The organism is Marisediminicola sp. LYQ134 (genome assembly GCF_046599635.1).
Classification (GTDB): domain Bacteria; phylum Actinomycetota; class Actinomycetes; order Actinomycetales; family Microbacteriaceae; genus Marisediminicola.
The window spans coordinates 1-25,086 of sequence record NZ_JBKIWP010000002.1; the positions used below are offsets into that span (position 1 = coordinate 1).

Sequence of the window (25,086 nt, forward strand, 5' to 3'; positions counted from 1 at the left end):
CCACATCCACGACACCCACCGGATTCGCCGGCGACGTCACGACGATCTCCGTGTCAGACACGACCTCGAACTCCGTGCCCTCGACACCGTCGAAGGTGACACCGGTCGCACCCGTGAAATCGGTGCCCGTGATCGTCACCTCGGTGCCGCCGGTCATCGGCCCACGAACCGGATCGATCGCGTCGACGAGTGCTGCGCCGGGAGCGACGAAGACGAAGCCGTCCTCGAGCACGGCCTCGCCGCACTCACCCAGACCGACGACGGTCACGTCGACGGTGCCCGCTCCGGGCGGGGTGACCGCGGTGATCTCCGTGTCGGAGATGACGTCGAAGGTCACGGCCGAATCCTCACCGAAGAGAACGTCGGTCGCCCCCAGGAAGCACGAGCCGATGATGGTCACGGTCGTCTCCTCCCCCTCGGGGCCGGAGTCCGGGGCGACGCTGTCGATCGTCGTGACCGCGAAGTAGGTGAATTCGAGCGGTGCGGACGGGCCGTCGGGAGAGGTGATCACGACGTCGACCGGTCCCGCGGGGTTCGCGGGCGACGTCACGGTGATCTCGGTGTCGGAGACGACCTCGAAGTCCGTTCCCCCGACGCCCCCGAAGGTCACTCCGGTCGCGTCGGCGAAGCCGGAGCCGGTGATCGTCACGGCCGTGTCTCCGGTGACCGGGCCGCGCTCCGGTTCGATGTCGGTCGCGATCGGCGGAGTGAGCGCGCGCGGTCCGACCGATCCCTGCGCGATGTCGAGCGACAGCGCTCCCTCCGGTCCGGTGAACCCGAGCACCGTGAGGCGCAGAGCCGTCTCGGTGAACGTCTCCCCCACGACTCCCGGCGACGGCTCCTGCACGTTGGCGGTGAGCGACACGAGTCCGGTCACGACCGACGAGAGCGCCGGGTCGAGGAGGGTGAGCGCGGGCACGACGACGGTCGACTGAACGAGGGCGGCGACGGTGTCGAGCAGACCGCCCGCGGCGGGATCGAGCAACTCGTCGACGATCACTCCGCTGAGCGATCCGGCGAGGGTGGACACGAGCCCGCTGTCACAGACGATGCCCCCCACGATCGGCACTGAGCACACACCGGCGTTGAGGAGGGTGACCGTGGGGACGACCGTGCCGGCGAGCAGATCGGCGACGGTGCCGTCGACGCCCACGCTGAGAACGGCGACGGGGGTCAGGAGGAGGGTCGCCGTGAGGCTCGTCGAGACGGTGACCGTGGCCGAGCGCAGCGCGGTCTCGGCCGCGTCGATCACGTCGTCGACGAGGGTGTCGACGAGGTTCGCGACGCCCGCGGTGATGAGCGCGAGCACCTCGGCCGAGAGGATCTCGGTGCCCGGGGCGAGCGAGTTGAGATCCTGTCCGTTCGCCGCGAGGAGCGCTCGGATGTCGACGACGATCGTTCCGTCGCCGAGGTCGATCTCGATGGGTCCCCCGGCGCCGAGTGCAGGAGCATCCGCTCCGATGAGGGGCGCGAGTGCCGCGGGGATGTCTGCCGTCACCGATGCCGTGGCTCCGGCGCCGAGCCCGAGGCCCGTGTCGTCGACGATCGCCGAGATGAGGGGGCTGTCCGCACCCGAGAGCGCGGCGAGGGTCGGCGCGATCGCGTCGGCGACGACGGTTTCGAGCGAACCGGCGAGTCCGCCGACGACGGGGCTGTCGAGGTTGAGCTCGAGGGCGGCGATGTCGTAGGTGCCGGTCGGCGCGAGAGTGCCGTCTGTGCTGGCTCGCGCGCTCACGGCGCCGAGGGAGAGGTCGGCTCCCGCGATGGCATCCGTGATGCTCGCGGTGAGGAGGTCGGAGAGGTCGAACGTGTAGGCCGACGGAGCTCCCGGGGTCACGGGGCCGGTTCCGATCGTTCCGTCGTCGGCGACGGCGCCGCTCGCGCCGATGGCGCTTCCGTCGGTGTTCGCTTCGGCGTATTCGCTCAGTACACCGAGATCCGCGATGGACAGGGGAATCTGCACCCCGTCGGTGACGGTGAGACCGAGCGTGCTGAGCGCGGTCGCGTCGAGGTCGCCGCTGTCGGCGTCGCCGGTCACGCCGTCGCTCGATGCCGACGCCCCCTCGAGTGCGAGGAGGACGTCGGCATCGAGACTTGACAGGAGGCTGCCCGAAAGCACGCGCCCGGCGGCTGTCGAGCCGTCGCCCTCTGCGGCGACGGCTGCCTGACCGAAGCCCACCGACGCGAGAATGGTGGCCGAAGCTAGTGCGATCCCCATCGCGCTCCGGCCACGCTGCGACGCCCGATTCGTCGTTTTCTTCGTCGCGCCCATGATTCCCCCGTGTCGTGGTGCACGGCATCCACCCCGGTGCCGTTTCTTTCGCAGACCGCGCTCGTAGCGCGGTCGCTGGGGAAAGGTATGTCGCTGCCTGCCACGATCGGTCGTCCCGGGGCGACAACCAGGGAGCATCGGGACAAGTTCCCGTGCCGGATGCTCGCGGGCACAGGTGCGAGGTTTCGCCGTATCCGCGCCGTGGCCACGGGCTCTCAGTAGTCGGACGCGCAATGCCCAGTACTCGAGAACCGCGACGGGAGCGCTCTCACGATCTACAGTGGGATCAGGTCGAGGGGGGCTCGACCGTCTGTGCTGGGCGGAGTGGACGCGTGCGTGACGGCGCGATGTGGGTGACATGGCAACGGTAGTGAGAACACAGCAGCCGTGGCCGCGCGATCACGTGGTCTCGTCGGCCGTGCACACCCTGCGCGGGCGCCGCAGTGTCTTGCTGTTCGGGGCGACGGGCATGGGCAAGTCGCACGTCTCCACCGAGATCGCTCGCGCGCTCGAGGCCTCGGGGTCGACTGTCGTGCGCATCACGGCGGCGCGAGACTCCGGCGACCTACTGTGGCGGCAGGCATCCGCGCCCCCGAAGCAGGGCTCCCCCGAGATCGGGGACGGACGACGCGTGTCCGCTCCGTTCGTCCAGGTCAGCCGCGACACTCTCGCCTCCTACCTCGACACGATCGACGACGCGATCGTCATCGTCGACGACGCCCACGAGATCGACCCGGAGGATGTGCGCTGGTTGACGTCGGCCGCGCGCGAACACCGGTTCACGGTGCTCGCGACCCTGGCAGACGACACCGACATCGCGCATCCGCTGCTCGACGTCTTCCTCGAACTCTGGCTCGACGGCGACGCCGACCGCCTCGACCTCGAGCCGCTCTCACGCGCCGAGACCGACGATCTCATCCGCTCGATTCTCGGAGAGAGAATCATCGACGTCGCCACCCGGGCGGCTATCCACCACGACAGCGGAGGGTTGCCGCTGCTCGTGACCGAGCTCGCCAACGCCGCCGTCGCGGGTTCTCGCGTCGCGGCGGGTGGCGGCCCGCTCGCTGCTGTCGGGGCACGCACGACGAGACGCATCAACCACATCGTATTGTCGAGGATGCGGCCCCTGACCGCAGACGAACGTGTCGCCCTGCTCGTGCTCGGTCGCCTCGACGGCATCCCCGTCGATCGGGCGGCGCGCTACGTCGGCAACGACACCCTCTCTCGTCTCTTCGACTCGGGCTTCATCCGGTCGGGGCCCGGGATCAACACGGTCACGCACACCCACCGCATCGAGACGACGGTCTTGAGCACGACGACCGACGGAGCGCGGGCCCGGAGACTCACACAGCATGTGAGACGGGAGATCGTCTCGGCCTTCCGCAGGGGGGTCGCTCTCGACCCATTCGAGCACCTCTTCGCGGTGGGTGCCACCCACGCCGGGGGGCCCGATCTCGACCGCGACACGTCACCCGAGGTCGACCGCGCGGGTGCGACGGCCGAGGAGTGGGCCCGCCTGTGTCTCGTCGCCGCGGCGAAATCGCTCAGTAGCGGCGCTCCCGACGATGCCGCGCGTTTCGCGCGGGATTCCTTCGAGTCGAGCCCGAGCGTCGCGGCGATCGTGGAGGAGTCTCGCGCGCTCGGTGCCATCGGCAACTTCGCGGGCGCGTCGGAGCTCCTCGATACGACGGCCGTTCTCGAGCCGAGTCGCGAGGAAGCCCTCGCCGTCATGCGGTGGCGCGTGCAGCTCGACACGTGGCTCGCGCCGCAGCGACGGGTTCCCGACGCTCTCGAGTCGCTCGCGGCGGCGCTCACCGCGGCCGACACGACCGTGATCCGCGAACTCGACCTCGCCATGCAAGCCATGCTCGCGATGGAGTGGCGCACCTCGAGGGCCCACGCGCACGCGGTTCTCGACGAGCCGACCGCGGACGTCTCGTCGCGGCTCGCCGCGAACGGCATCGCGAGCATCGCCTCGGCCCTCCTGGGCCGCGGCGCCGAACTCGCTGCGACGATCGCCCGTGGCGAGGAGCTCGTGCGACTCGCTCGTCTTCCCATAGGAAGTGACGCATACCTCGTCGCCCGACGGGACATCGACGACTATCGCGCCTCGGCGTGCTTCGCGCGCACGATCGCGGCCGACGACATCATCGGGGTGCGCGACCGTCTCGCCGAGTTCGTCGATCGCGCGGTGCGGCGCGGTGATTCCGCTCGCGTCGCGATCGCGGGGTTCCTCGTCGGCTACATCGAGATGTGTCGAGGCGACCTCGAGTCGAGCGAATCCGAGCTCACAGCCGCGGCGGCGAGGCAGACCGTGTTGCCCGACGCGCGCTGGCAGGTCTGGACCCAGGCCCTTCTCGCGCGCGTACTCCGTCATCGCGGGCGCGCGCGCGACGCCGACGCGGTCATCGAGGGTCTCAGCAATTGGCCGTGGTGCGACACCCGGTGGCGTCACAGCCATACCGACTGGGCGAGGCAACCTCTGGGCGGCGCCACGAGCGGCGAGGAGTCTTCCGAGATGATTCCCGGGATGACTCTCGACACCGCGGGAGCGATCTACCAGCTCCTCTTCTCTGTGCTCGCCGACGTGGATGAAGGGCCCGTCGCGGCGTCTGTCGCCGAGAAGGCACGCGCCTTCCGTGCCGAGACAGACCTCCCCGCGTATGTCGCCATGGCCGACTTCGTGATCGCGGTCGCCGACGACGATGCGGCCGCCGCGTGCGACAGCGCCCAACGACTCGGCGCGGTGGGCTTCCACCTCCTCGCGAGTCGGGCCTCCGAGCGCACCGCGACGATGTTCGCCCGTCGGGGCATGCGGGTCGCCGCGGCATCGACCCGCGCATTCGCCCGCTCGGTGCACTCCGCGGGCGCCGGTTCCGAATCCGACTCCGAGGGTGAGGCATTGACGGGCCGCGAGCAGGAGATCGTCGACCTCGTGATCGCGGGAAAATCGAACAAGCAGATCGCCGAAGCGCTCTTTCTCTCCGTGCGCACCGTCGAGTCGCACATCTACCACGCGAGGGTCAAACTCGGCGCACCCTCTCGAGCGCAGCTGCGCGCCCGCGCCACGGTCTGAGCAACGACTCGAGCGAACCCCGCACGCAGAAGTACGCGGGCACAGAAAAGACCCCTCGCGCACCCGCCAGAGCCCGGTTACCCTTGCTACGTTTCCGTCCTGGGGGAGTTGGCCTGGATGGCGCCACGCGAGGAGCCGGTGTTCAGTTTACCTGGCTTATCGTGGGGTGATGCGCATAGTCATCGCCGGCGGCCACGGAAAGATCGCCCTCCTCCTCTCGAGCATCCTCGCCACCGACGGTCACCACCCGGTCGGCCTCATCCGCAATGCCGCTCACGCCGCCGAGGTGCGCGCGACCGGCGCCGAGCCCGTGGTGCTCGACCTCGAGTCGAGCGACGTCGACTCGGTCTCGACCGCTCTCGCGGGTGCCGACGCCGTGGTCTTCGCCGCGGGAGCGGGCGCCAACAGCGGAGCCGAGCGCAAGCTCACGGTCGACCGTGACGGCGCCATCCTGCTCGGAGCCGCCGCCGTCGCCGCCGATGTGCGCCGCTACGTCGTCGTCTCGGCCATCGGGACCGACGACTTCGATGCCGACTCCGACGACGTCATGCAGGTCTACCTCCGGGCCAAGAGCGAGGCGGATGCCGCAGTGCGCGCGCTCGACCTCGACTGGACGATCGTGCGTCCCGGCGGGCTCACCGACGACGACGGCACCGGCCGCGTCGAGGTCGGCGAAACGGTCGAGCGCGGCACCATTCCGCGGGCCGACGTCGCCGCGGTCATCGCCCACGTCCTCACCTCGGGCGCTGCGGTGCGGCGCCAGTTCGAGGTCGTCTCGGGCAGCACCGCCGTCGCCGACGCCTTCTAGACAGCGGTAGCCGCGCGGCTCCCGGGCTGCGCGGCTCTAGAGCGCGGCAGACGCGGTCTGCCGCGCGATCTCGAGCTCTTCGTTGGTCGGAATGACGAGCACGGCGACCGCGGCCCCGTCCGGCGAGATGTAGCGGGCCGTCTTCGACGCGACCTCGTTGCGATCGTGGTCGACCTCGATGCCGAGGAACTCGAGCCCCGCGAGCACACGACGACGCAAGAGGCTGTTGTTCTCGCCCACGCCGGCCGTGAAGACGATGGCGTCGAGCCCCCCGAGGTGCGCGATATACGCGCCGACGTAGCGCCGGATGCGATGGCGGTAGACCGCGAGCGCCGCCTCGGCGATGTCGTCGCCGTCGGATGCCGCCGCTTGCACGTCGCGCATGTCGCCGTTACCCGTGAGCCCGAGCAGTCCGCTCTTGCGGTTGAGCATCGTGTCGAGTTCGTCGATGCTCAGACCCGCCTGCCTGTGCAGATGCACGAGCACCGCCGCGTCGATGTCTCCCGACCGTGTGCCCATCACGAGTCCTTCGAGCGGGGTCATCCCCATGCTCGTCTCGATCGACCTGCCCCCGTCGATCGCGGCGACGGATGCCCCGTTGCCGAGGTGCAACACGATGGTCTTGAGCGACTCGAGCGGGCGGTCGAGGAACTCGGCGGCGCGCTCCGACACGAACTTGTGCGAGGTGCCGTGGAATCCGTAGCGTCGCACGCCGTGCTCGGCGGCGAGAGCCGCGTCGATCGCGTAGGTGTAGGCCGCGGGCGGGAGCGTGTGGTGGAACGCCGTGTCGAACACCGCGACGTGGGGCACGTCGGGGAGGGCCACTCGCGCGGCGCGGATGCCCTCGAGGTTCGCGGGGTTGTGCAGTGGTGCGAGCGCGGAGAGCTCGTCGATGCCGGCCTCGACGCTGTCGTCGATGACGGTCGGTTCGGTGAAGAGCGCGCCGCCGTGCACCACGCGATGGCCGACCGCGACGATCTCGCGACCGGACCCGAGCTGCTCGAGAACACCGCGCACACCGGCCTCGTGATCGGGCACGTCGGAGCCGGGTTCTCCGATGCGCTCGACGAGTCCGCTCAGGAGAACGGCTTCGGTGTCGAGGTCGATGAGCTGGTACTTGATCGACGACGATCCCGAGTTGACGACGAAGATCTGGGTCACGGTGTGGCGCCTTCCGAGGGTGCTGCTTGGATCGCGGTGATCGCGACGGTGTTGACGATGTCGCCGACGAGAGCGCCGCGCGAGAGGTCGTTGATGGGTTTGTTGAGCCCCTGGAGCACGGGGCCGACGGCGACGGCTCCCGCCGACCTCTGCACCGCCTTGTAGGTGTTGTTGCCCGTGTTGAGGTCGGGGAAGATGAAGACGGTGGCGCGACCGGCGACCTCGGAGCCCGGCATCTTCGTGGCCGCGACGGTGGGGTCGGCGGCGGCGTCATATTGGATCGGACCCTCGACGAGCAGGTCGGGGCGCCGCTCGCGCACGAGCGCCGTGGCCGCACGCACCTTCTCGACGTCGGCGCCCGAGCCCGATTCGCCCGTCGAGTAGCTCAGCATCGCGATGCGCGGCTCGATGCCGAATTGCTGCGCGGTGCCGGCCGACGAGATCGCAATGTCGGCGAGCTGCTCGGCGGTCGGGTCGGGGATGACGGCGCAATCGCCGTAGACGAGCACGCGGTCGGCGAGCGCCATGAGGAAGACGCTCGAGACCACCGAGACGTCGGGCTTGGTCTTGATGATCTCGAATGCCGGGCGGATGGTGTGGGCCGTCGTGTGCTGCGCCCCGGAGACCATTCCGTCGGCGAGACCGAGGTGCACCATCATCGTGCCGAAGTACGAGACGTCGGTCACGGTGTCGCTCGCCTGCTGCACGGTGATGCCCTTGTGTGCTCGCACGCGCGCGTACTCCTCCGCGAAACGCGAGCGCAGCTCCTCGTCGAAGGGGTCGATGACGGCGGCGTCCGAGAGGTCGAGACCGAGCTCGGTCGCGCGAGATCGCACCGCCTTCTCGTCACCGAGGATCGAGATCTGCGCCACCTCGCGCTGCAGGAGGGTGGCCGCGGCCCTGAGGATGCGATCGTCGCTCCCCTCGGGGAGGACGATGTGCTTGCGCTGCCCGCGGGCGCGCTCGAGGATTCCGTATTCGAACATGAGCGGCGTCACGACATCCGCGGGGCTCACCTCGAGGAGCGAGAGGAGTCTCTCGCCGTCGACGTGCTTCTCGAAGAGCGAGAGCGCCGTGTCGTACTTGCGCTGCGACTCCGCGGCGAGGCGACCCCGTGTCTGAGTCACTTTCAGCGCCGTGTCGTAGGTGCCGAGGTCGTTGCGCGCGATCGGCAGGGTCGAGTGGAGCCCGTCGATGAGCAACTCGACCTGGGGCGAGAGCGCGAAACCGCCGTTGAGGATGACGCCCGAGACGGAGGGGAACGTCGCGGACGCGTGTGCGAGCAGCACGGCGAGCAAGACATCCGACCGGTCGCCGGGGATGATGACGATCGCGCCCTCGGTGAGCCTCGGGAGCACGTTCTCCATCGACATCGCCGCGACGACGACCCCGACGGCCTCCCTCTCGAGGAGCGCCTCGTCGCCCGCGATGAGGGTCGCGTCCGTCGCCTCGAGGAGCGCGGCGACCGACGGGGCGACGAGGAACGGGTCTTCGGGGATCGCCCACACGGGAACGGCGGAGTCGGCGTCGTCGAACGCCGACGTGATCGACTCCTCGATCTCGCGCAGCGCCGACGGTTCGGAGCGGTTCGCGATGATCGCGAGAAGACCGGCGTGCGCGTGACGGAGCTCGGCGGTCGTGAGCTCGGCGATCTGGCGCATGTCGTCGGGCGTGCGCTCCCCCGCGCCGTCGCTGCGTCGCCCGCCGAGAACGAGCAGCACGGGTGCGCCCAGGTTCGCGGCGATGCGCGCGTTGAATCCGAGCTCGGTGGGGCTGCCGACATCCGTGTAGTCGGAGCCGAGGATGACGATCGCGTCGCACTGCCGCTCGACGGCGGCGAAGCGCGAGACGATCGTGCTGAGCGCTTGATCGGGGTGCGTGTGCACGAGCTCGTAGTCGACGCCGACGACCTCGTCGTAGTCGAGGTCGACGCTCGCGTGACCGAGCAGCATCTCGAGCACGTAGTCGCGTTCGGTCGTCGACCTCGCGATCGGTCGGAACACCCCCACCCGCTCGACCTGGTGGCTCAGGGTCTCGACCACGCCGAGCGCGATCGACGACTTGCCGGTGTGGCCTTCGGCTGACGTGATGAAGATTCGAGTCGACACGCGACCAGCCTAGGCGTGCCTTCCGAGGCGGTTCTGGGAGTGTGTCGCCGAGCACGGCGGGCATGACGGTAGAATGCTTTCGGTCCACGGTTCGCCGTGAAGGATCCATTGGAGGATTCGCCTAGTGGCCTATGGCGCACGCTTGGAAAGCGTGTTGGGTGAAAGCCCTCGGGGGTTCGAATCCCCCATCCTCCGCCGAGACTGCCGATGAGGGCAGTCACTGTTCTCCGTCGCTCACGCGGTGATCGCCCGAATCGATCTCCGCTGTGGGCTGCGGATCATCCGGGGGGATCGGCGATGACTGGGCTTGACCACGTTGCCGATCGTTCTGCCCCGACGCCCGCGACACGGCGCATCCGGCCCCGCCGGGACCTGCTGCGCAACGGGCTTCTCACCCTTCTGCTCGGGTCGGTGACGCTCTTCGGGTCGCTCTACCTCCTGACGGTGCCGATCGGCACCGCCGACATCGTCGTCACGGGCCAGGTCGTCGTCACGATCGTGGCTCTCGTGTGCTTCTTCCTCTACCGCTCCGCGCACGTGACCGTGAACCGATCGACCGTGACCGCACGCAGTCTCACCGGTCGCCGCACGATCATCGATCGCGCCGACATCGCGACCGTCGTGATCGTGGCGACCTATCGCTGGAACGCGAGCGACACGACACCCCGATTGCTCGTGCGCGACGTCGCGGGCACGCGGCTCCTGCGTCTGCACGGCGCGTTCTGGGGCGAGTCGAGCATGCGCGAGCTCACGTCGCTCATCGGTGTGGGGATGCAACCCAACCCAGGGCCCATGACGGGTCGCGACCTGTTCCGCACCTATCCGGGGAGTTCGTACTGGTTCGAGGCCAAGCCGGTTCTCGGTGTCGCGGCGATCTCGACGATCGTCGTCGCCTCGCTCGCGATCATGGTGGGCCTCATGGCCGTGACGGATGTCTCGCTCGCGTGGATGCCCTGAGCCCGGTGTGACGCGGGCCGCGCCATGACCCAGCTCGCCTGAGGCCGGCTCAGCGCCCCGCGGAGGCTACCGCGGCGGGGGGCGGGTCGATCGACTCGAGCTCGAACTCGCGCACGGGCGCCGCTCGCGTGGCGGAGCACGTGCTCAACAGCGGGGCCGACATCTGCTCCGCGAGACGAACCGTGCGGGTCTCGCCGCGATGGTCGAGAGCGACCGTCCAGCTTCCGGAGTCATCACGCGTGGCCGTCGCGTCGCCGAACGCGTCGATCGCGGTGTCGCCGGAGCGCTCGCGCACGAAGGCCTCCGCCGCTTGCACGGCGTTGGGGCTCGAGCTGCGCCCGCGGAAGTAGCGCAGGTCGATGACCCCCTCCCGCACCCCCGCGATGACGGCGGGCGCCTCGGCCGCGGGAACCCGGCCGAAGAAGAGGCCGTGGGGGAACACCACGAGGGTCGCCGCGAATCGGTCACCGCCGAGGTGGGAACACTCCCACGTGATCTCCGGATGATTGTGAGCGAGCGTCGTGACCACGGGGCGCCCGCGCACCGCGCAGCACTGGTCGTGGCGCGCGTGCGTGCACACGGCGACGATGGGCTCGTCGGACGGGGTTCCCGTCGATCCGTCGAGAGGCACCTCGAGAAGCAGCGCGGGGTCAGTGACGCTTCCGCGCATGATCGACTCCCGACCGGGTCGGCAGTCGACCACGGCCCACGACCACTCCCGCTGCGCGCGACGCTCGTCGGCGCGTCGACCGGTGCGGCGGATGGCGAGGGGTCTCATCCCGGCTCGTTCGACGCGTCGCACGAGGGTCGACGCGATCTCGGGGGGCAGGCGTGACTGCAGGATCGCATGGTGCCCCCACGCACCGTCGATCTCGACGAGAAACCATCTCTCGCCGTAGCCCGCTGTTCCCTCGAGGGGGTCACGACGCTCGAGCGACCGGTCGCTGCACGGCATCCAGCCCGTGTCGCTCGGCTCGGTCATCGCACGACCAGGATGCCTTCGCGCACGAGTCGTCGCACGACGACGAGGGCGGACGCCTCGTCGAGGCCGGGGAGGCTCCCGACGGTGTGGTCGGCACCGGTTGCGAGAGCCTCGACGGCATCGGCCGCTTCGACCGGCAGCGAGACAGTCGAGTCGCCCCGGCGGATCGTCATGACCTCACCGTCTCGGCGCGTCGACGCGGTCGCCCCGCGTCGCCATGACACGACGGTGTCGGGGCCGAGGGCTCCGAGAGCCTCGATCGTCGCGAGAGGAGCGAGGGGTTCCGCTCTCACAGCGCCGGCGAATCGCCGCGTGAGGCTCGCGGATGCCGCATCTGCGAGCTCCGGCGACGTCGCCGCCGTCGCGAGGGCGTCGGCGAGGTCGCTCACGATCTCGTCGACGAGTGGACGGAGCGCATCGGGGTCGGTGAGGTCGATACCGAGCGGCAGTGATGCGCGCAACCGCACGTCGTCGCGGGCCCGCGCGATGATCGACTCGAGGATGTCGTCGCGCGTGTAGGCCGAGACGCCGATCGTGAGGTGCACCGAGGTGCCTCCGAGTGCCGTGGCCGAGTGGATCCATCCGCGCGGCAGATAGAGCACGTCGCCGGGTTCGAGCACCGCGTCGATCGCGGGCTCGCCCGCGGCGCGCGCCTCGACATCCGCGCGCCGGCTCGACCACGGTTGGGAGGCGAGCGGGTCGACGTGGGCGGGCTCGTGGATCGTCCAGTGCTTCGTGCCCGAGATCTGGATGACGAAGACGTCGTGCACGTCGTAGTGCGGGTCGAATCCGCGCGACGACTCGGGCGTGATGTAGGCGTTCACCTGGCACCGGTGCCCGAGGTCGCCGACGAGTTCCCGCGTGAAGTCGGTGAGGGGTCGCCACGTGCGGTGCAGTCCCTGCAGAACGAGGCTCGCGCCGTCGGCGAATTCGGCGAGCACGCGCTCCGATGACAGCTGATCACCGATCTCGGCGCCGAACCCGCCCGAGGCGGTGTAGCGCGAGGGCGACAGCACCGACCCCTCTTTGGCCATGCGGGCGAAGGGAGTGCGGATGCCGCGGTGGGCGACGAGCTCGTCGACCGCGTCGGCCGAGAAGAGGTCGGCGAAGTCTCCGGGGAGAGCGGATGCGCGAGACAGGAGAGGGCGGGAGCCCCAGTGTTCGCTCGCGAACGCGGTGGTGTCGAGGGAGACGAGGCGAGCGAGCGCGGGTCGGTCTGCCGACCCGCGCTCGCTCACGCCGTCACTCGTTGGGGAGTCGCTCAAGCCGAGCCGTCGGCTCCGCCGTCGTGACCGTCGGCGTTGGCGCCGCCGTCGGCGGTGCCTTCTCCCGCGTCGGCCGAGCCATCGGCTCCGCCGTCGTGACCGTCGGCGTTGGCGCCGCCGTCAGCGGTGCCCTCGCCTGCCGCAGCGGAACCGTCGGCTCCACCGTCGTGACCACCGGGGTTCGCGCCGCCGTCGGCGGTACCCTCTTCGCCGGTCGAACCTGTTGTCGTGATGTCGTCGTCGTCGATAGCCATGTCTTACCTCCGCGGATCATGGACGCCGATTCGCGCCCGATCTCCAGCGTACGTCTGTCGACCCTGAACACACCCCGGGGCCACGCTCAGTGGCGTCGGTGCACCAGGGTGTCGGGCTCCCGGAGCGCCCACGCGCGCACGAGGTCGGTGCGCACCTCGAGGCCGAAGCCGGGAGTCGTGGGCACGTCGAGGTGTCCGTCGCGCAGCACGAACGGTTCGGTGAGGTCGTCGGCGTAGTAGCGATCCGACGCCGAGGTGTCTCCGGGGAGGGTGAACCCGGGGAGCGCGGCGAGCGCGACGTTCGCCGCGCGCCCGATTCCCGTCTCGAGCATGCCCCCGCACCACACCGGCACGCCGCGCTCGACGCACGCGTCGTGGATGCGCACGGCCTCGAGGTAGCCTCCCACCCGACCCGCCTTGATGTTGACGATGCTCGTGGCACCGCGATCGATCGCGTCGACGGCGACCGCCGTGCTGACGATGGATTCGTCGAGGCACACGGGGGTGGAGATCGCGCGAGCGAGCACGGCGTGCGCCGCGACATCCTCTTCGACGAACGGTTGTTCGATGAGCACGAGACCGAAGTCGTCGAGCCTCCGCAGGTGGTCGACGTCGGCGAGTGTGTACGCCGTATTCGCGTCGACCTGCAGCAGGGCGTCCACCCCGAGGAGAGCGCGCACCGCCGCAACGGGTTCGAGGTCCCACCCCGGCTTGATCTTGAGCTTGATGCGCCGGTAGCCCGCGTCGACGTAGCCGCGCACCTCGTCGAGGAGCGCGTCGATGCTCGGCGCGATGCCGACCGAGACACCGCACTCGACCGACGTGCGCGTGGCTCCGAAGACGGCACCGAAGCTCACCCCCGCGGCGCGCGACTCGGCGTCGAGGACGGCGGCCTCGAGCGCGGCCTTGGCCATGCGGTGCCCGACGACGTAACGCAGTGCAGCGTCGACGCCCGCCGCGGTGATCGACTCGAGCCCGAGGAGCGTCGGAGCGAGATAGTCGCGGATGACACCGGCGACCGCCCCGACGTACTCCGAGGAGTACACGGGGTCGGTGCCCGCGACGCACTCCCCCCACCCCTCGCCCTCGTCCGTCAGAACGCGGACGAGCAGAACCGCTCGCTCGGTCTGCACGCCGAACGAGGTCTCGAACGGTCGCACGAGGGGCATGCCCACGAGGTGAACCTCGACAGCGTCGAGCCTCATGCGAGGCGATCCTCGAAGCCCCAGTCCTGGCCGTAGCCCCCGGCGGACTCCGACCGTTTCATGAGGTCGAGGAACGGCACCGCGTCGAACGCCTCGGGACCGAGCACCCCCAACCCCGACCAGACACCGCTCGCGAGCAGTTCGAGCGCGATCACGGGGTTGAGCGCGGTCTGCCACACGACGCACTGCGCCTCGTATTCGGCCATCGTCCACTCGTTGTCGGCCACGTGATAGAGATACACCTCGCGCGGCCGCCCATCCGTTCCCGTCCCTGTGACCCACACCCCCGCGCACGTCTTCCCGGTCATGAGCGGACCGAGCGTCGCGGGGTCGGGGAGGCCTGCGGCGACGACATCCCGCGGCGCGACAGCGACGGGCCCCTGCTCCGAGCGCACGGTCACGGGGGTGACGCTGTCGAGACCGAGCCGGTTGAGGGTCTTGAGGATGCCGATGAACTCGTCGCCGAGCCCGTACTTGAAGGTCACGCGCTTGGCATCGAGCCAGCGCGGCATGAGCAACACCTCCTCGTGCTCGACGTTGACGCACTCGACCTCGCCGATGCCCTCGGGAAAGGTGAAGGTCTCGGGCTCCGAGAACGGTGCCGTCGTGAACCAGCCGCGCTCCCGCTCCCAGATGACGGGAGGATTGAGGCACTCCTCGATCGTCGTCCAGATGCTGAACGAGGGGGCGAACATCTCGACCCCGCTCGCGTCGCGCACCACGAGGTTCGCGCCGTCGCGCGTGCCGAGCTCGTCGACCTCGCTGAAGAGGTGGTCGACCGCGTAGCGCGCGAACACGTCGCTCAGCCCCGGTTCGACCCCCATGCCCACGAGAGCCATGCGACCCGCTTTCTCCCAGTCGGGCGCGACGGCGAACTGATCGTCGCCGAGCTTGACCCCGGTTTCGCGGTGGGGGTCGGTCGGATGCGGCTCACTCAAGCTCATCGCCATGTCGAGGTAGTCGGCATCGGCGGCGAGCGCGCCCGCGAACACGGTCGGAACGAACGTGGGCTCGACCGCGTTCATGACGTGGGTCACTCCGTAGGTGCGCGCGACTGCCGTCACATCGTCGGGGTTCGACGCGTCGATGCGCGCGGCCACGAATCGCCCGTTCTGGTCACCGTGCCGCGCGGTGATCCACGCGATCGTGCGTTCGGCCCGAGAGAGGTCGTAGTCGCTCACGACCATGAGGTCGAAGAACCGGCGCCGCGCGGCGATCTTCGCGATGGCGTCGCCGACTCCGCCGGCACCGACGAGGAGGATTCTCATGCGTCGACAGTAGTGCCGACCCCGCGCTCAGGTCGCGTGTTCCCTCGCGGCACTGTTGCGGCGCACCCGCTCGCTCGCGGCGATCGCACGACGGCTCTCGTGCTCGCGGTGCATGCGGTGCGCGAACGGAGCCCAGACGATCACCGCGACCGCGGCGCCGAGCACGAGTCCCCCGACCGTGTCGCTCACCCAGTGCGCTCCGAGAAAGGTGCGACTGAGCATCATGAGCAGCGTGTAGGCGACACCCGCCGCCCAGACCCACGTTCTCTCGGCGATGAAACCGATGACGACGGCCATGGTCGCAGCGTTCGCGACGTGTCCGGAAGGGAACGATCCGATGTCGGCGACCACGAGGATGTCTTCGGGGCGAGGCCGGTCGAAGATGCCCTTGAGCAACTGCACGAGCCCCGCGCTCAGCACGGTCGCGACGGTGAAGTAGAGGGCGGCCCAGAACCGCCTGAGAAAGCACAGCACGACGATGATGGCGACGGGCACGAGCACGATGCCGATGAGGTGCCCGCCGACGGCGTCCATGATCTGCGCGGGCACCTCGAGCGCGGGGTGCCTGCTGTCGAGGATCTCGTTCATCCACTCGGTGTCGAACGCGAGAGGCAGGTTGCTTCCGCGATACGCGATCGCGGCACCCAGAACGGCGACGAGCCCGACACCGACGAGCGCCGCGATGAGTGGCCAGCGACGGCTCGCCGCGGCGGACCGTCGCTCGGCGTCGGCGGCGGCCTTCGTGCGGGGTCGGGTCTGAGACATCCGTTCACGCTAGCGCGGGCGGGATGTGGGTCAGTCGGTGAGGCTCGGAACCGAGCGGGGCTTGACGATGAGCCAGAGCGATGCCACGGCGACAGCCGAGGTGCACGCCATGACGGCTCCCATGGGGATGGCGTCGGTGATGCCGAAGAGACCGACGATTGGCGAGATCACTCCCGCGAGACCGAAGTTGAGAGCCCCGAGCACGGATGCCGCGGTGCCTGCCTCGTCGCCGTGGCCCGCGAGCGCGAGCACTTGGACCATCGGGAAACCGAAGCCGACCGCGGTGATGAAGAAGAACAGCGGAACGAGTATGCCGACGAGCCCGGCGCCGGCCGCGTCGAGCGCGACGATCGCGATCGCCGAGAGCAACATCACCGCCGTCGACGCCCCGAGGATGTATTGCGGGCCGTATCGCCTCGCGAGCCGCGCCGCCGTCTGGGTTCCGATGACGATTCCGAGCGAGTTGACCGCGAAGAGCACGCCGTACTGCTGAGCGTCGAGCCCGTAGACGTCCTGGAACAGGAACGGCGACGAGCTCAGGTAGGCGAAGAGGCCCGCGAACGACATCCCTCCGATGAGCGCGACGCCGACGAAGATGCGGTCGGTGAAGATGGCGCGGTAGCGGTCGCGCGCGGTCGAGTGCCCCTGCTGCCTGCGCTTCTCGGGGGGCAGGGTCTCGACGATGAAGAACACGGCGGCGAGCACGATGATGACGCCGTAGGCGGCGAGGAAGTAGAACACGCCGCGCCAGTCGAGCACGAGCAGGAGCTGCGACCCGATGAGCGGAGCGAGGATGGGCGCGGCACCCGTGACGAGCGCGAGGCGCGAGAGCATGCGCACGAGCGGCTGGCCGCCGAAGAGGTCGCGCACCGTCGCCATCGCGACGACGGCACCGCCGGCGGCGCCGATGCCCTGCAGCACGCGGAACACACCGACCCACACGATGTCGGGGGCGAGGGCGACGCCGATGCTCGCACCGACGTGCACGACCGTCGCGATGACGAGGGGGATGCGGCGACCGACACGGTCGCTCCACGGCCCGACGATGAGCTGGCCGAGGCCGAACCCGACCGTCGTCGCGGTGAGCGTCAACTGCACCGCCGCTTGCGAGACCCCGAGGTCGGTCTCGAGCACGGGGAAGGCGGGGAGGTAGAGGTCGATCGTGAACGGCCCGAGAGCGACGAGGGCTCCGAGCACCACGATGTAGACGAGGCGTTGCCGGCGGCTGAGCGCATCACCGGGGTGCATGACAGTGGTCAAGGAGAGTCCTAGCGGGTGGGGATGGAGGGGGCGTGAGGGCCCTCGAGCGCAGCACAGCCTCTGGGATCAACTCGACGACGGCTCGACTATTCCCGTTCGGGGCGAAGAGGTCGACACGTCGACGCGCGCGGGGTCGGCGAGAACGCGCGCGAACGCGAGCTCGGCCGCACCGATGAGCAGCAGATCGGAGCCGAGCTCGGCCCGAGCGATGCGCACCTCCTCGAACGATGCCGCGAGCGACTGTTCGCGCACGAGCTGGTGCAGTCGCCCGGGCGCGGCGGCATCGAGGGAGGCGAGAAACCCGCCGAGCACGATGAGCTGAGGGTTGAGGATGTCGACGGCGTTGCGCAGCACGAGGCTCAGGTACCCCAGCTGACGGTCGATCTCGGCGGCGACCTCGGCGGACGTCGACGAGACGAGCGCGTGCTCGAGCACGTCGGGCTCGACGGCGGGGAGCCCGAGCACGTCGAGGAGGGCTGAGCGACGCACCTCGAGCTCGAGGCTGCCGGGAGCGCCCGTGCGGTCGCGGTCGCGCCGATCGGTCGCGAGGGTGTGCCCGAACTCGCCAGCGAACCCCCCGACACCGCGCACGGGCACACCGCCCGCGATGATGCCGCCCCCGATACCGCTCGCGCCACCGTTGAGATAGACGAGATCGGTCATCCCGCGTCCCGCGCCGAAGAGGTGCTCCGCTTTCGCGCCGAGACCCGCGTCGTTGGCTGCGGAAGCCTCGAGGCCCGTCGCGGCGGCGATGAGTTCGGCGATCGGCGCATCCGTCCACCCGAGGTGCGGGGCGAGCCTCACGAGACCGTCGGATGCCCGCACGAGACCCGGCATCGCGACCCCGACACCGACCGGGGCCGCGCCGTCGGCGACGAAATCGGCGACCACACGGGCGACCGTGTCGACGGTCGTCTCGACGGTAGGCACGGTGCTCTGCTCCACGCGCACACGCCGCTCCACAGCACCGCCGAGCCCGACGAGCGCGACGACGATCGCGTCGATCTCGGGGTTGACCGCGACGGCCACGGTGCGGGGGTCGGGGCTCACGACCGGGCTCGGCCGCCCGACCTGACGAGTGACCGTCGGTTCGGCCTCCACGACGAGCCGTCGCTCGACGAGTTCGGAGACGAGGGCTGCGACCGTCGACCTGTTGAGCCCCGTGCGCAGGGTCAATTGCGATCGAGACAGCGACCGTTCCCGGTGCACGAGGCCGAGCACCGTGGCGAGGTTGTCGCGACGCACACTGTCGTTGTTGCGACCGCTGCGCTGGCCCTCCGTCGTCACTCCGCGATCCGGCGGGTGCGGATGACCTCGGCGAACCACTCCCCGCTGTCTTTGACCGTGCGCTCCTGGGTCTCGTAGTCGACGTGCACGATGCCGAACCGCTTCGTGTAGCCGTACGCCCACTCGAAGTTGTCGAGGAGCGACCACACGAGGTAGCCGCGCAGGTCGACCCCGCGATCGATCGCGCGGGATGCCGCGACGAAGTGCCTGCGCAGGTAGTCGACCCTCTCGGCATCCGCGACCCGACCGTCGACGACCTCGTCGTCGAACGCCGCCCCGTTCTCGGTGATCATGAGGGGGAGCTCCGGGAACTGCTCGGAGAGCGACACGAGGAGCTCTTCGAGGCCGTCGGGCGCGATGTTCCAGCCCATCGCGGTGTACGGGCCCTCCTGCTCGATGAACTCGACATGCTCGCTTCCCGGCCACGGCGACCCGCCCGAGTTCTTGTGCCCGTCGGCCGTCTGCCGCGGTGACGCGCCGTCCCACAGGCGCACCGTCGCGGTCGAGTAGTAGTTGACGCCGAGGACGTCGATCGGCTGGTGGATGAGCTCGAGGTCGCCCGGCTTCACGAACGCCCAGTCGGTGACGGGCGCGGTGTCTTCGAGAAGGTCGGCGGGGTACTCGCCGCGCAGCATCGGACCGGTGAACGCGCGGTTGGCGAGAGCGTCGATGCGGCGCATCGCGTCGTCGTCGCCGTAGCCGCCCCCGCGGAGCACGTGGAAGTTGAGGGTCACCGAGTACTTCGCCGCGTCGCCGACGACGTGGCGCAACTCGGTGGTGCCGAGCCCGTGCGCGAGGTTGAGGTGGTGCACGGCCGTGAGCGCCGCACGACCGCTCTGGATGCCGGGGGCGTGCGCGCCCGACCCATAGCCGAGGTAGGCCGAGCACCAGGGCTCGTTGAGGGTCGTCCACGTGTCGATGCGGTCACCGAGGGCCTCGCCCATGATCGCGGCGTACTCGGCGAAGCGGTAGGCGGTGTCGCGGTCGGTCCACCCGCCGCGGTCCTCGAGTTGCTGAGGGAGGTCCCAGTGGTAGAGCGTCGCGATGGGCTTGATGCCGCGCTCGAGGAGCCCGTCGACGAGGCGCGAGTAGAAGCCCACGCCGCGCTCGTTGACCTGGCCGGACCCGGTCGGCTGGATGCGCGGCCACGCGATCGAGAACCGGTACGCCTCGAGTTCGAGGCGCGACATGAGGTCGAGGTCGGAGTCCACCCGGTGGTAGTGATCGTCGGCGACGTCTCCCGTGTGGCCGTGCACGACGCGACCCGGCGTCGCACTGAAGGTGTCCCAGATGGAGACCCCCCGGCCGTCCTCCCTCGCGGCCCCCTCGATCTGGTACGACGCCGTCGCCGACCCGAAGAGGAAGTCGTCGGAGAAGGTCGCGGAGTCGCGGTAGTCGGGGCTGCCTGAGGTCATGGTCGTGTCCGTTCGTCGAGGGGAGTCCCGCTCGCCCGACAGGGTCGGGCGAGCGCAGACTCACCGGGTCTGGCTGAATGCCGCGTCGAAGGCCGCGGCGGGGGGATCGAACGCGAGCGACCTCACGAAACCGAGGGCTTCGGGAGCACCGATGAGACGATCCATCCCGGCATCCTCCCACTCGACCGACAGCGGACCGTCGTATCCGATCGCGTTGAGCATACGGAAGGCGTCCTCCCACGGCACGTCGCCGTGGCCCGTCGAGATGAAGTCCCACCCTCGGCGGGGGTCCGCCCACTCGAGGTGCGAACCGAGGCGCCCGTTGCGACCGTTGAGTCGCTTCTTCGTGTCTTTGCAGTGCACGTGGAAGATGTGCTCCTGGAACTCGAGGAGGAACCCGACGGCGTCGATGTCCTGCCAGACCATGTGGCTCGGATCCCAGTTGAGACCGAACGACGGTCGGTGCCCGATCGCTTCGAGCGCGCGCTTCGTGGTCCAGAAGTCGTAGGCGATCTCACTCGGGTGCGGTTCGAGGGCGAACCTCACCCCCACCTCCTCGAAGACGTCGAGGATCGGGTTCCACCGGTCGGCGAAATCCTGGTAGCCGGCATCGACGAGTTCGGTCCGCACGGGCGGGAACATCGCGACGTACTTCCAGATCGACGAGCCCGTGAACCCCGTCACGGTCTTCGCGCCGAGTCTCGCGGCCGTGCGCGCGGTGTTCTTGAGCTCCTCGGCCGCGCGCTGCCGCACGCCCTCGGGGTCGCCGTCGCCCCACACCGAGTCGGGCAGGATGTCGCGGTGCCTCTCGTCGATCGGGTCGTCGCACACGGCCTGGCCCTTGAGGTGGTTGGAGATCGCGAACACCCTCAGGTTGTTCTTCTCGAGGATCGCGAGACGATCGGCGATGTAGTCGTCGTCCGTCGCACCGCGGTCGGGGTCGAGGTGATCACCCCAGCACGCGATCTCGAGGCCGTCGTAGCCCCACTCGCCCGCGAGCCTCGCGACCTCCTCGAAGGGCAGGTCGGCCCACTGGCCGGTGAAGAGGGTGATCGGTCGCGCCATTGCTTCCTCCAGGTGTCGTGGTGTGGTGTGTGTCGTCAGCCTTGGTCTTCGGTGCGCGTCCAGGCGCTGCCGTTTGTCGCGCTCGCCTCGACGGCCGCGAGCACGCGCTGCACGTGCAGCCCGTCGTCGAACGAGGGGCTCGGCTCGGTGCGCGAAGCGATCGCCTCGACGAAGTCGCGCGCCTGGTGCGTGAATCCGTGCTCGTAGCCGATCCCGTGTCCGGCGGGCCACCAGGCCGACATGTAGGGATGCTCGGGCTGAGTGACCTGGATTGTGCGAAAACCCTGCTCGCCCGCGGCATCCGTCGCGTCGTAGAACTCGAGCTCGTTCATGCGCTCGAAGTCGAAGGCGAGGGCGCCGGTCGAGCCGCTGATCTCGATGCGGAAGGCGTTCTTGCGGCCCGTGGCGAATCGCGTCGCCTCGAAGGCCCCGAGCGCACCGTTCGAGAGCCGCGCCGTGAAGAGCGCCGCGTCGTCGACCGTGACGCGTCCACGCTCGGAGCTCGCCGTTCCGCTCAGTCCGATCGACTCTCCGAGCAGCGGACGCTCGGTCACGAACGTCTCCATCGTGCCGCTCACGCTCGCGAGGGTCGCCCCCGTGATGAACTCGACGGCGTCGATCGCGTGGGCGCCGATGTCGCCGAGCGACCCCGACCCGGCCTTGGCCTTGTCGAGCCGCCACGTCATCGGGCCCTCGGGGTCGGACAACCAGTCCTGCAGGTACTGCGCGCGCACCTGGCGGATGTCGCCGAGCCTCCCCGAGGCGACGATGTCGCGCGCGAGCGAGAGGGCGGGTGTGCGGCGGTAGCTGAAGCCCACCATCGAGAAGACGCCTCGAGCGCTCGCCTGCCGGGCGGCGGCGGCCATCTGCTCGGCTTCGCCGACCGAGTTCGCGAGGGGCTTCTCGCACAGCACGTGCTTTCCGGCGGCGAGCGCGGCGAGCGCGATCTCGGCGTGGGTGTCGCCGGGGGTGCAGATGTCGACGATGTCGATGTCGTCGCGCTCGACGACCGAGCGCCACTCGGTCGCGCTCTCGGCCCAACCGAACTTCTCCGCCGCCGCCGCGGCGCGGTCATCGTCTCGCCCGACGAGCACGGCCATCCGCGGGGCGGCCGAGAGGTCGAAGAAGCGCGGGGCGGTGCGCCACGCGTGCGAGTGCGCGGCTCCCATGAAGCCACCGCCGATCATCGCGACGTTGAGGGTCGGGGTGGCGTCGTTCATGTCCGGGTCTCCATCGATCGGCTTTCACGCTGCCGCGACCGCTTATGTTCGCGAGGGCAACATTCTCTTCACTCTGTCACGTTCGACCGCGCGTCGCCACCGATCCGCGGTCGGCTGCGCAGTCGGCTCCGCAGTCGGCCGCGGTCGCGACATCCGGGTCGCTCATTGCGCTCCCGAGATCGCGCGCTAATATGTTTGCATCAGCAACAAATCCACGATGAGAAAGACAGTGCAGTCATGACCCTCACTCCCACACGCGACGACAAGTTCTCGTTCGGCCTCTGGACCGTCGGATACAACGGGGCAGACCCGTTCGGCGGCCCCACCCGCCCCGCCCTCGATGTCGTCGAGGCCGTCACGCGCCTCGCCGAGCTCGGCGCCTACGGCCTGACCTTCCACGACGACGACCTCTTCGCGTTCGGCTCCGACGACGCCGCCCGCCAGACCGAGATCGACCGCCTCAAGGGCGCGCTGTCCGACACGGGACTCATCGTCCCCATGGTCACGACCAACCTGTTCTCGGCACCCGTCTTCAAAGACGGCGGATTCACGTCGAACGACCGCGCGGTGCGTCGCTTCGCCCTCCGCAAGGTGCTGCGCAACATCGACCTCGCCGCCGAGCTCGGCGCCAAGACCTTCGTGATGTGGGGCGGCCGCGAGGGTGCGGAATACGACTCCGCGAAAGACATCCGCCAGGCACTCGAGCGCTACCGCGAAGCGGTCAACCTGCTCGGCGACTACGTCACCGACAAGGGCTACGACATCCGCTTCGCGATCGAGCCCAAGCCCAACGAGCCCCGCGGAGACATCCTCCTCCCGACCCTCGGTCACGCCCTCGCGTTCATCGAGACGCTCGAGCGCCCCGAGCTCGTCGGCGTCAACCCCGAGACCGGTCACGAGCAGATGGCGGGCCTCAACTTCGCGGCCGGAATCGCCCAGGCGCTCTACCAGGGCAAGCTCTACCACATCGATCTCAACGGCCAGCGGGGCATCAAGTACGACCAGGACCTCGTCTTCGGTCACGGTGACCTCCACAACGCCTTCGCGCTCGTCGACCTCCTCGAGAACGGCGGCCCCGACGGCGGCCCTTCGTACGACGGCCCGCGCCACTTCGACTACAAGCCCTCGCGCACCGAAGACATCACGGGCGTGTGGGACTCGGCGTCGGCCAACATGCAGACCTACCTGCTGCTCAAGGAGCGCGCCGCGGCGTTCCGCGCCGACCCCGAGGTGCAGGAGGCGCTCGCCGCAGCCCGCGTGCTCGAGCTCGCGCAGCCGACGCTGTCGAGCGGCGAGAGCTACGACGACCTGATCGCCGACCGCAGCGCCTACGAGGACTTCGACTCCGACGCCTACTTCGGTGGCAAGGGCTTCGGCTTCGTGCGTCTGCAGCAGCTCGCCACCGAGCACCTCCTCGGAGCGCGCTGACCTCTCGCACCACAGGGCCGGTGCCGCTCGGTCACGGGCTCGACCCCTTGAGGCGATAGGTGTGATTGAATTGTTTGATGATCGACATAAGTCGCGCGCCGGCACTCGGAACTTCGGCCGTGAGCGACCTGTTCCAGATCCTCCGCGACGGCAGACCGCGCACGCGCACCGAACTCGCCTCGATCACCGGCCTCGCGAGGTCGACCGTGGCCATCCGCATCGACGCCCTCATGCGGCTCGGGCTCGTCGCCCCGACGTCGGATGCGACATCCACGGGGGGACGCCCCTCCTCGCAGTTCACCCTCAACGCCACAGGCAAGACGGTGCTCGCGGTCGACGTCGGCGCGTCCCACGTGCACATCGCCGTGAGCGACCTTCTGGGCTCCCCTATCGCCGAGCACGCGATGACGATCGACATCGCCGAGGGCCCCGAACCCGTGATCGACGCGATCATCTCCTCGAGCCGATCCCTCGTCGACACGGCGGGCAGGTCGATGTCGGATGTGCTCGCCATCGGCATCGGGCTCCCCGGCCCCGTCGAACACAGCAGCGGCCGCCCCATCAATCCCCCGATCATGCCGGGCTGGGATCGCTTCGACGTGCCCGGCCGCATGCGCGCCGCCCTCGGCATCCCCGTGCTCGTCGACAACGACGTCAACATCATGGCTCTCGGCGAGCGCGACCTCGCGTGGCCCGACGCCGACCACCTCATCTTCGTCAAGGTCGCCACGGGCATCGGCTCGGGGGTGATCTCCGACGGGTATCTCCAGCGCGGGGCCCAGGGAATCGCGGGTGACATCGGACACGTGCACGTGCCGAGGGGCTCCGATGTCGCATGCCACTGCGGCAACCGCGGTTGCCTGGAAGCCCTCGCGTCGGGGCCGGCGATCGCCACGGCGCTGCGCGAGCGGGGGCTCGCGGCCTCGAGCAGTCTCGACGTCGTGCAGCTCGTGAAGCGCGGCAACATCGACGCCATCCAAGCGGTGCGTCAGGCGGGGCGCGACATGGGCGAAGTGCTCTCGGCGTGCGTGAGCCTCATCAACCCGTCGGTCATCGTGATCGGGGGTGCGATGGCCGCGGCCGGCGAGCACCTCATCGCGGGGGTGCGCGAGATCGTCTACACGCGCTCGATGCCTCTCGCGACGCAGCACCTGCAGATCGTGCAGTCGAAGGCGGCGGAGAACGCGGCGGTGCTCGGCGCGAGCATCCTCGCCATCCACTTCGCGCTCTCCCCCGAGCGCGTCGAAGCGATGGTCGCGGCTCTCGGAGAGAGGGCGACGGCGGTCTAGC

Annotated in this window: 19 protein-coding genes, 1 tRNA gene and 1 other RNA gene; 6 read left to right on the forward strand and 15 right to left on the reverse strand. The window is 69.6% G+C overall.

Annotation, left to right across the window (positions count from 1 at the left end):
- Window positions 1-2,272, reverse strand: a 2,272-nt coding sequence (locus tag ACLHIH_RS08410) for a choice-of-anchor G family protein (protein WP_411316345.1), incomplete at its 3' end; no start/stop codon positions are given.
- 358 nt (window positions 2,273-2,630) lie between these two features.
- On the opposite strand from ACLHIH_RS08410, the gene ACLHIH_RS08415 reads away from it, so the two are divergent.
- Window positions 2,631-5,348 (forward strand): LuxR C-terminal-related transcriptional regulator, encoded by a 2,718-nt coding sequence (locus ACLHIH_RS08415; protein WP_411316346.1) that lies wholly within the window; start codon window positions 2,631-2,633, stop codon window positions 5,346-5,348.
- Between the two features lie 43 nt (window positions 5,349-5,391).
- On the opposite strand, the gene ffs is transcribed toward ACLHIH_RS08415, so the two are convergent.
- Window positions 5,392-5,488, reverse strand: an RNA gene (gene ffs, locus ACLHIH_RS08420) — signal recognition particle sRNA small type.
- Window positions 5,489-5,517: 29 nt separating this feature from the next.
- Here ffs and ACLHIH_RS08425 point away from each other — a divergent pair.
- Window positions 5,518-6,156, forward strand: coding sequence for an NAD(P)H-binding protein (locus tag ACLHIH_RS08425; RefSeq protein ID WP_411316347.1), 639 nt, complete (start codon window positions 5,518-5,520; stop codon window positions 6,154-6,156).
- Between the two features lie 36 nt (window positions 6,157-6,192).
- On the opposite strand, the gene ACLHIH_RS08430 is transcribed toward ACLHIH_RS08425, so the two are convergent.
- Window positions 6,193-7,317 (reverse strand): acetate/propionate family kinase, encoded by a 1,125-nt coding sequence (locus tag ACLHIH_RS08430; RefSeq protein WP_411316348.1) that lies wholly within the window; start codon window positions 7,315-7,317, stop codon window positions 6,193-6,195.
- Window positions 7,314-9,425: a phosphate acetyltransferase gene (gene pta / locus ACLHIH_RS08435; protein WP_411316349.1), complete on the reverse strand. Its 2,112-nt coding sequence runs from the start codon at window positions 9,423-9,425 to the stop codon at window positions 7,314-7,316. Before pta ends, ACLHIH_RS08430 begins: the two co-directional genes overlap by 4 nt.
- A 110-nt stretch (window positions 9,426-9,535) precedes the next feature.
- Between pta and ACLHIH_RS08440 the strand changes: the two genes are divergently transcribed.
- Both ACLHIH_RS08440 and ACLHIH_RS08445 read left to right on the forward strand, forming a co-directional pair.
- A tRNA-Ser gene (locus ACLHIH_RS08440) sits at window positions 9,536-9,620 on the forward strand.
- Between the two features lie 102 nt (window positions 9,621-9,722).
- Window positions 9,723-10,382 carry a hypothetical protein gene (locus ACLHIH_RS08445; protein WP_411316350.1) on the forward strand — a complete coding sequence of 220 codons (660 nt, stop codon included), beginning with the start codon at window positions 9,723-9,725 and terminating at the stop codon, window positions 10,380-10,382.
- Window positions 10,383-10,431: 49 nt separating this feature from the next.
- On the opposite strand, the gene ACLHIH_RS08450 is transcribed toward ACLHIH_RS08445, so the two are convergent.
- From ACLHIH_RS08450 to ACLHIH_RS08500, 11 genes are all read right to left on the reverse strand, one after another.
- Window positions 10,432-11,364, reverse strand: a complete 933-nt coding sequence (locus ACLHIH_RS08450; protein WP_411316351.1) for a sucrase ferredoxin — start codon at window positions 11,362-11,364, stop codon at window positions 10,432-10,434.
- Complete coding sequence (locus ACLHIH_RS08455) at window positions 11,361-12,629, reverse strand: cupin domain-containing protein (RefSeq protein ID WP_411316352.1); 1,269 nt, start codon at window positions 12,627-12,629, stop codon at window positions 11,361-11,363. Before ACLHIH_RS08455 ends, ACLHIH_RS08450 begins: the two co-directional genes overlap by 4 nt.
- Window positions 12,626-12,883, reverse strand: coding sequence for a BatC protein (locus tag ACLHIH_RS08460; RefSeq protein ID WP_411316353.1), 258 nt, complete (start codon window positions 12,881-12,883; stop codon window positions 12,626-12,628). Before ACLHIH_RS08460 ends, ACLHIH_RS08455 begins: the two co-directional genes overlap by 4 nt.
- Window positions 12,884-12,969: 86 nt before the next feature.
- Window positions 12,970-14,088 (reverse strand): o-succinylbenzoate synthase, encoded by a 1,119-nt coding sequence (gene menC / locus ACLHIH_RS08465; RefSeq protein WP_411316354.1) that lies wholly within the window; start codon window positions 14,086-14,088, stop codon window positions 12,970-12,972.
- Complete coding sequence (locus ACLHIH_RS08470) at window positions 14,085-15,356, reverse strand: saccharopine dehydrogenase family protein (protein WP_411316355.1); 1,272 nt, start codon at window positions 15,354-15,356, stop codon at window positions 14,085-14,087. Before ACLHIH_RS08470 ends, menC begins: the two co-directional genes overlap by 4 nt.
- Window positions 15,357-15,383: 27 nt before the next feature.
- A complete protein-coding gene (locus ACLHIH_RS08475) occupies window positions 15,384-16,121 on the reverse strand; it encodes a phosphatase PAP2 family protein (RefSeq protein ID WP_411316356.1) in 738 nt (245 codons plus the stop codon).
- A gap of 30 nt (window positions 16,122-16,151) precedes the next feature.
- Entirely contained in the window at window positions 16,152-17,369 is a 1,218-nt protein-coding gene (locus ACLHIH_RS08480) for a multidrug effflux MFS transporter (RefSeq protein ID WP_411317264.1), read from the reverse strand.
- 78 nt (window positions 17,370-17,447) lie between these two features.
- Complete coding sequence (locus ACLHIH_RS08485; protein ID WP_411316357.1) at window positions 17,448-18,668, reverse strand: ROK family protein; 1,221 nt, start codon at window positions 18,666-18,668, stop codon at window positions 17,448-17,450.
- Window positions 18,665-20,083, reverse strand: coding sequence for a GH1 family beta-glucosidase (locus tag ACLHIH_RS08490; protein ID WP_411316358.1), 1,419 nt, complete (start codon window positions 20,081-20,083; stop codon window positions 18,665-18,667). The genes ACLHIH_RS08485 and ACLHIH_RS08490 overlap by 4 nt, the downstream gene beginning before the upstream one ends.
- Window positions 20,084-20,143: 60 nt before the next feature.
- Entirely contained in the window at window positions 20,144-21,148 is a 1,005-nt protein-coding gene (locus tag ACLHIH_RS08495) for a sugar phosphate isomerase/epimerase family protein (protein ID WP_411316359.1), read from the reverse strand.
- A 35-nt stretch (window positions 21,149-21,183) separates the two neighbouring features.
- Entirely contained in the window at window positions 21,184-22,368 is a 1,185-nt protein-coding gene (locus ACLHIH_RS08500; protein ID WP_411316360.1) for a Gfo/Idh/MocA family protein, read from the reverse strand.
- Between the two features lie 237 nt (window positions 22,369-22,605).
- On the opposite strand from ACLHIH_RS08500, the gene xylA reads away from it, so the two are divergent.
- Window positions 22,606-23,796: a xylose isomerase gene (gene xylA, locus ACLHIH_RS08505; RefSeq protein ID WP_411316361.1), complete on the forward strand. Its 1,191-nt coding sequence runs from the start codon at window positions 22,606-22,608 to the stop codon at window positions 23,794-23,796.
- A 77-nt stretch (window positions 23,797-23,873) separates the two neighbouring features.
- Complete coding sequence (locus ACLHIH_RS08510; protein ID WP_411316362.1) at window positions 23,874-25,085, forward strand: ROK family protein; 1,212 nt, start codon at window positions 23,874-23,876, stop codon at window positions 25,083-25,085.
- The last annotated feature ends 1 nt before the right edge of the window (window position 25,086 follow it).

What these genes read in the sequence shown, in the direction of transcription:
- ACLHIH_RS08415 (WP_411316346.1), top strand. Translation starts at nt 2,631, where the DNA reads ATGGCAACGGTAGTGAGAACACAGCAGCCGTGGCCGCGCGATCACGTG.
- ACLHIH_RS08425 (WP_411316347.1), top strand. Translation starts at nt 5,518, where the DNA reads ATGCGCATAGTCATCGCCGGCGGCCACGGAAAGATCGCCCTCCTCCTC.
- ACLHIH_RS08445 (WP_411316350.1), top strand. Translation starts at nt 9,723, where the DNA reads ATGACTGGGCTTGACCACGTTGCCGATCGTTCTGCCCCGACGCCCGCG.
- ACLHIH_RS08450 (WP_411316351.1), bottom strand. Translation starts at nt 11,364, where the DNA reads ATGACCGAGCCGAGCGACACGGGCTGGATGCCGTGCAGCGACCGGTCG.
- ACLHIH_RS08460 (WP_411316353.1), bottom strand. Translation starts at nt 12,883, where the DNA reads ATGGCTATCGACGACGACGACATCACGACAACAGGTTCGACCGGCGAA.
- menC (WP_411316354.1), bottom strand. Translation starts at nt 14,088, where the DNA reads ATGAGGCTCGACGCTGTCGAGGTTCACCTCGTGGGCATGCCCCTCGTG.
- ACLHIH_RS08470 (WP_411316355.1), bottom strand. Translation starts at nt 15,356, where the DNA reads ATGAGAATCCTCCTCGTCGGTGCCGGCGGAGTCGGCGACGCCATCGCG.
- ACLHIH_RS08475 (WP_411316356.1), bottom strand. Translation starts at nt 16,121, where the DNA reads ATGTCTCAGACCCGACCCCGCACGAAGGCCGCCGCCGACGCCGAGCGA.
- ACLHIH_RS08480 (WP_411317264.1), bottom strand. Translation starts at nt 17,369, where the DNA reads ATGCACCCCGGTGATGCGCTCAGCCGCCGGCAACGCCTCGTCTACATC.
- ACLHIH_RS08490 (WP_411316358.1), bottom strand. Translation starts at nt 20,083, where the DNA reads ATGACCTCAGGCAGCCCCGACTACCGCGACTCCGCGACCTTCTCCGAC.
- ACLHIH_RS08495 (WP_411316359.1), bottom strand. Translation starts at nt 21,148, where the DNA reads ATGGCGCGACCGATCACCCTCTTCACCGGCCAGTGGGCCGACCTGCCC.
- ACLHIH_RS08500 (WP_411316360.1), bottom strand. Translation starts at nt 22,368, where the DNA reads ATGAACGACGCCACCCCGACCCTCAACGTCGCGATGATCGGCGGTGGC.
- xylA (WP_411316361.1), top strand. Translation starts at nt 22,606, where the DNA reads ATGACCCTCACTCCCACACGCGACGACAAGTTCTCGTTCGGCCTCTGG.
- ACLHIH_RS08510 (WP_411316362.1), top strand. Translation starts at nt 23,874, where the DNA reads ATGATCGACATAAGTCGCGCGCCGGCACTCGGAACTTCGGCCGTGAGC.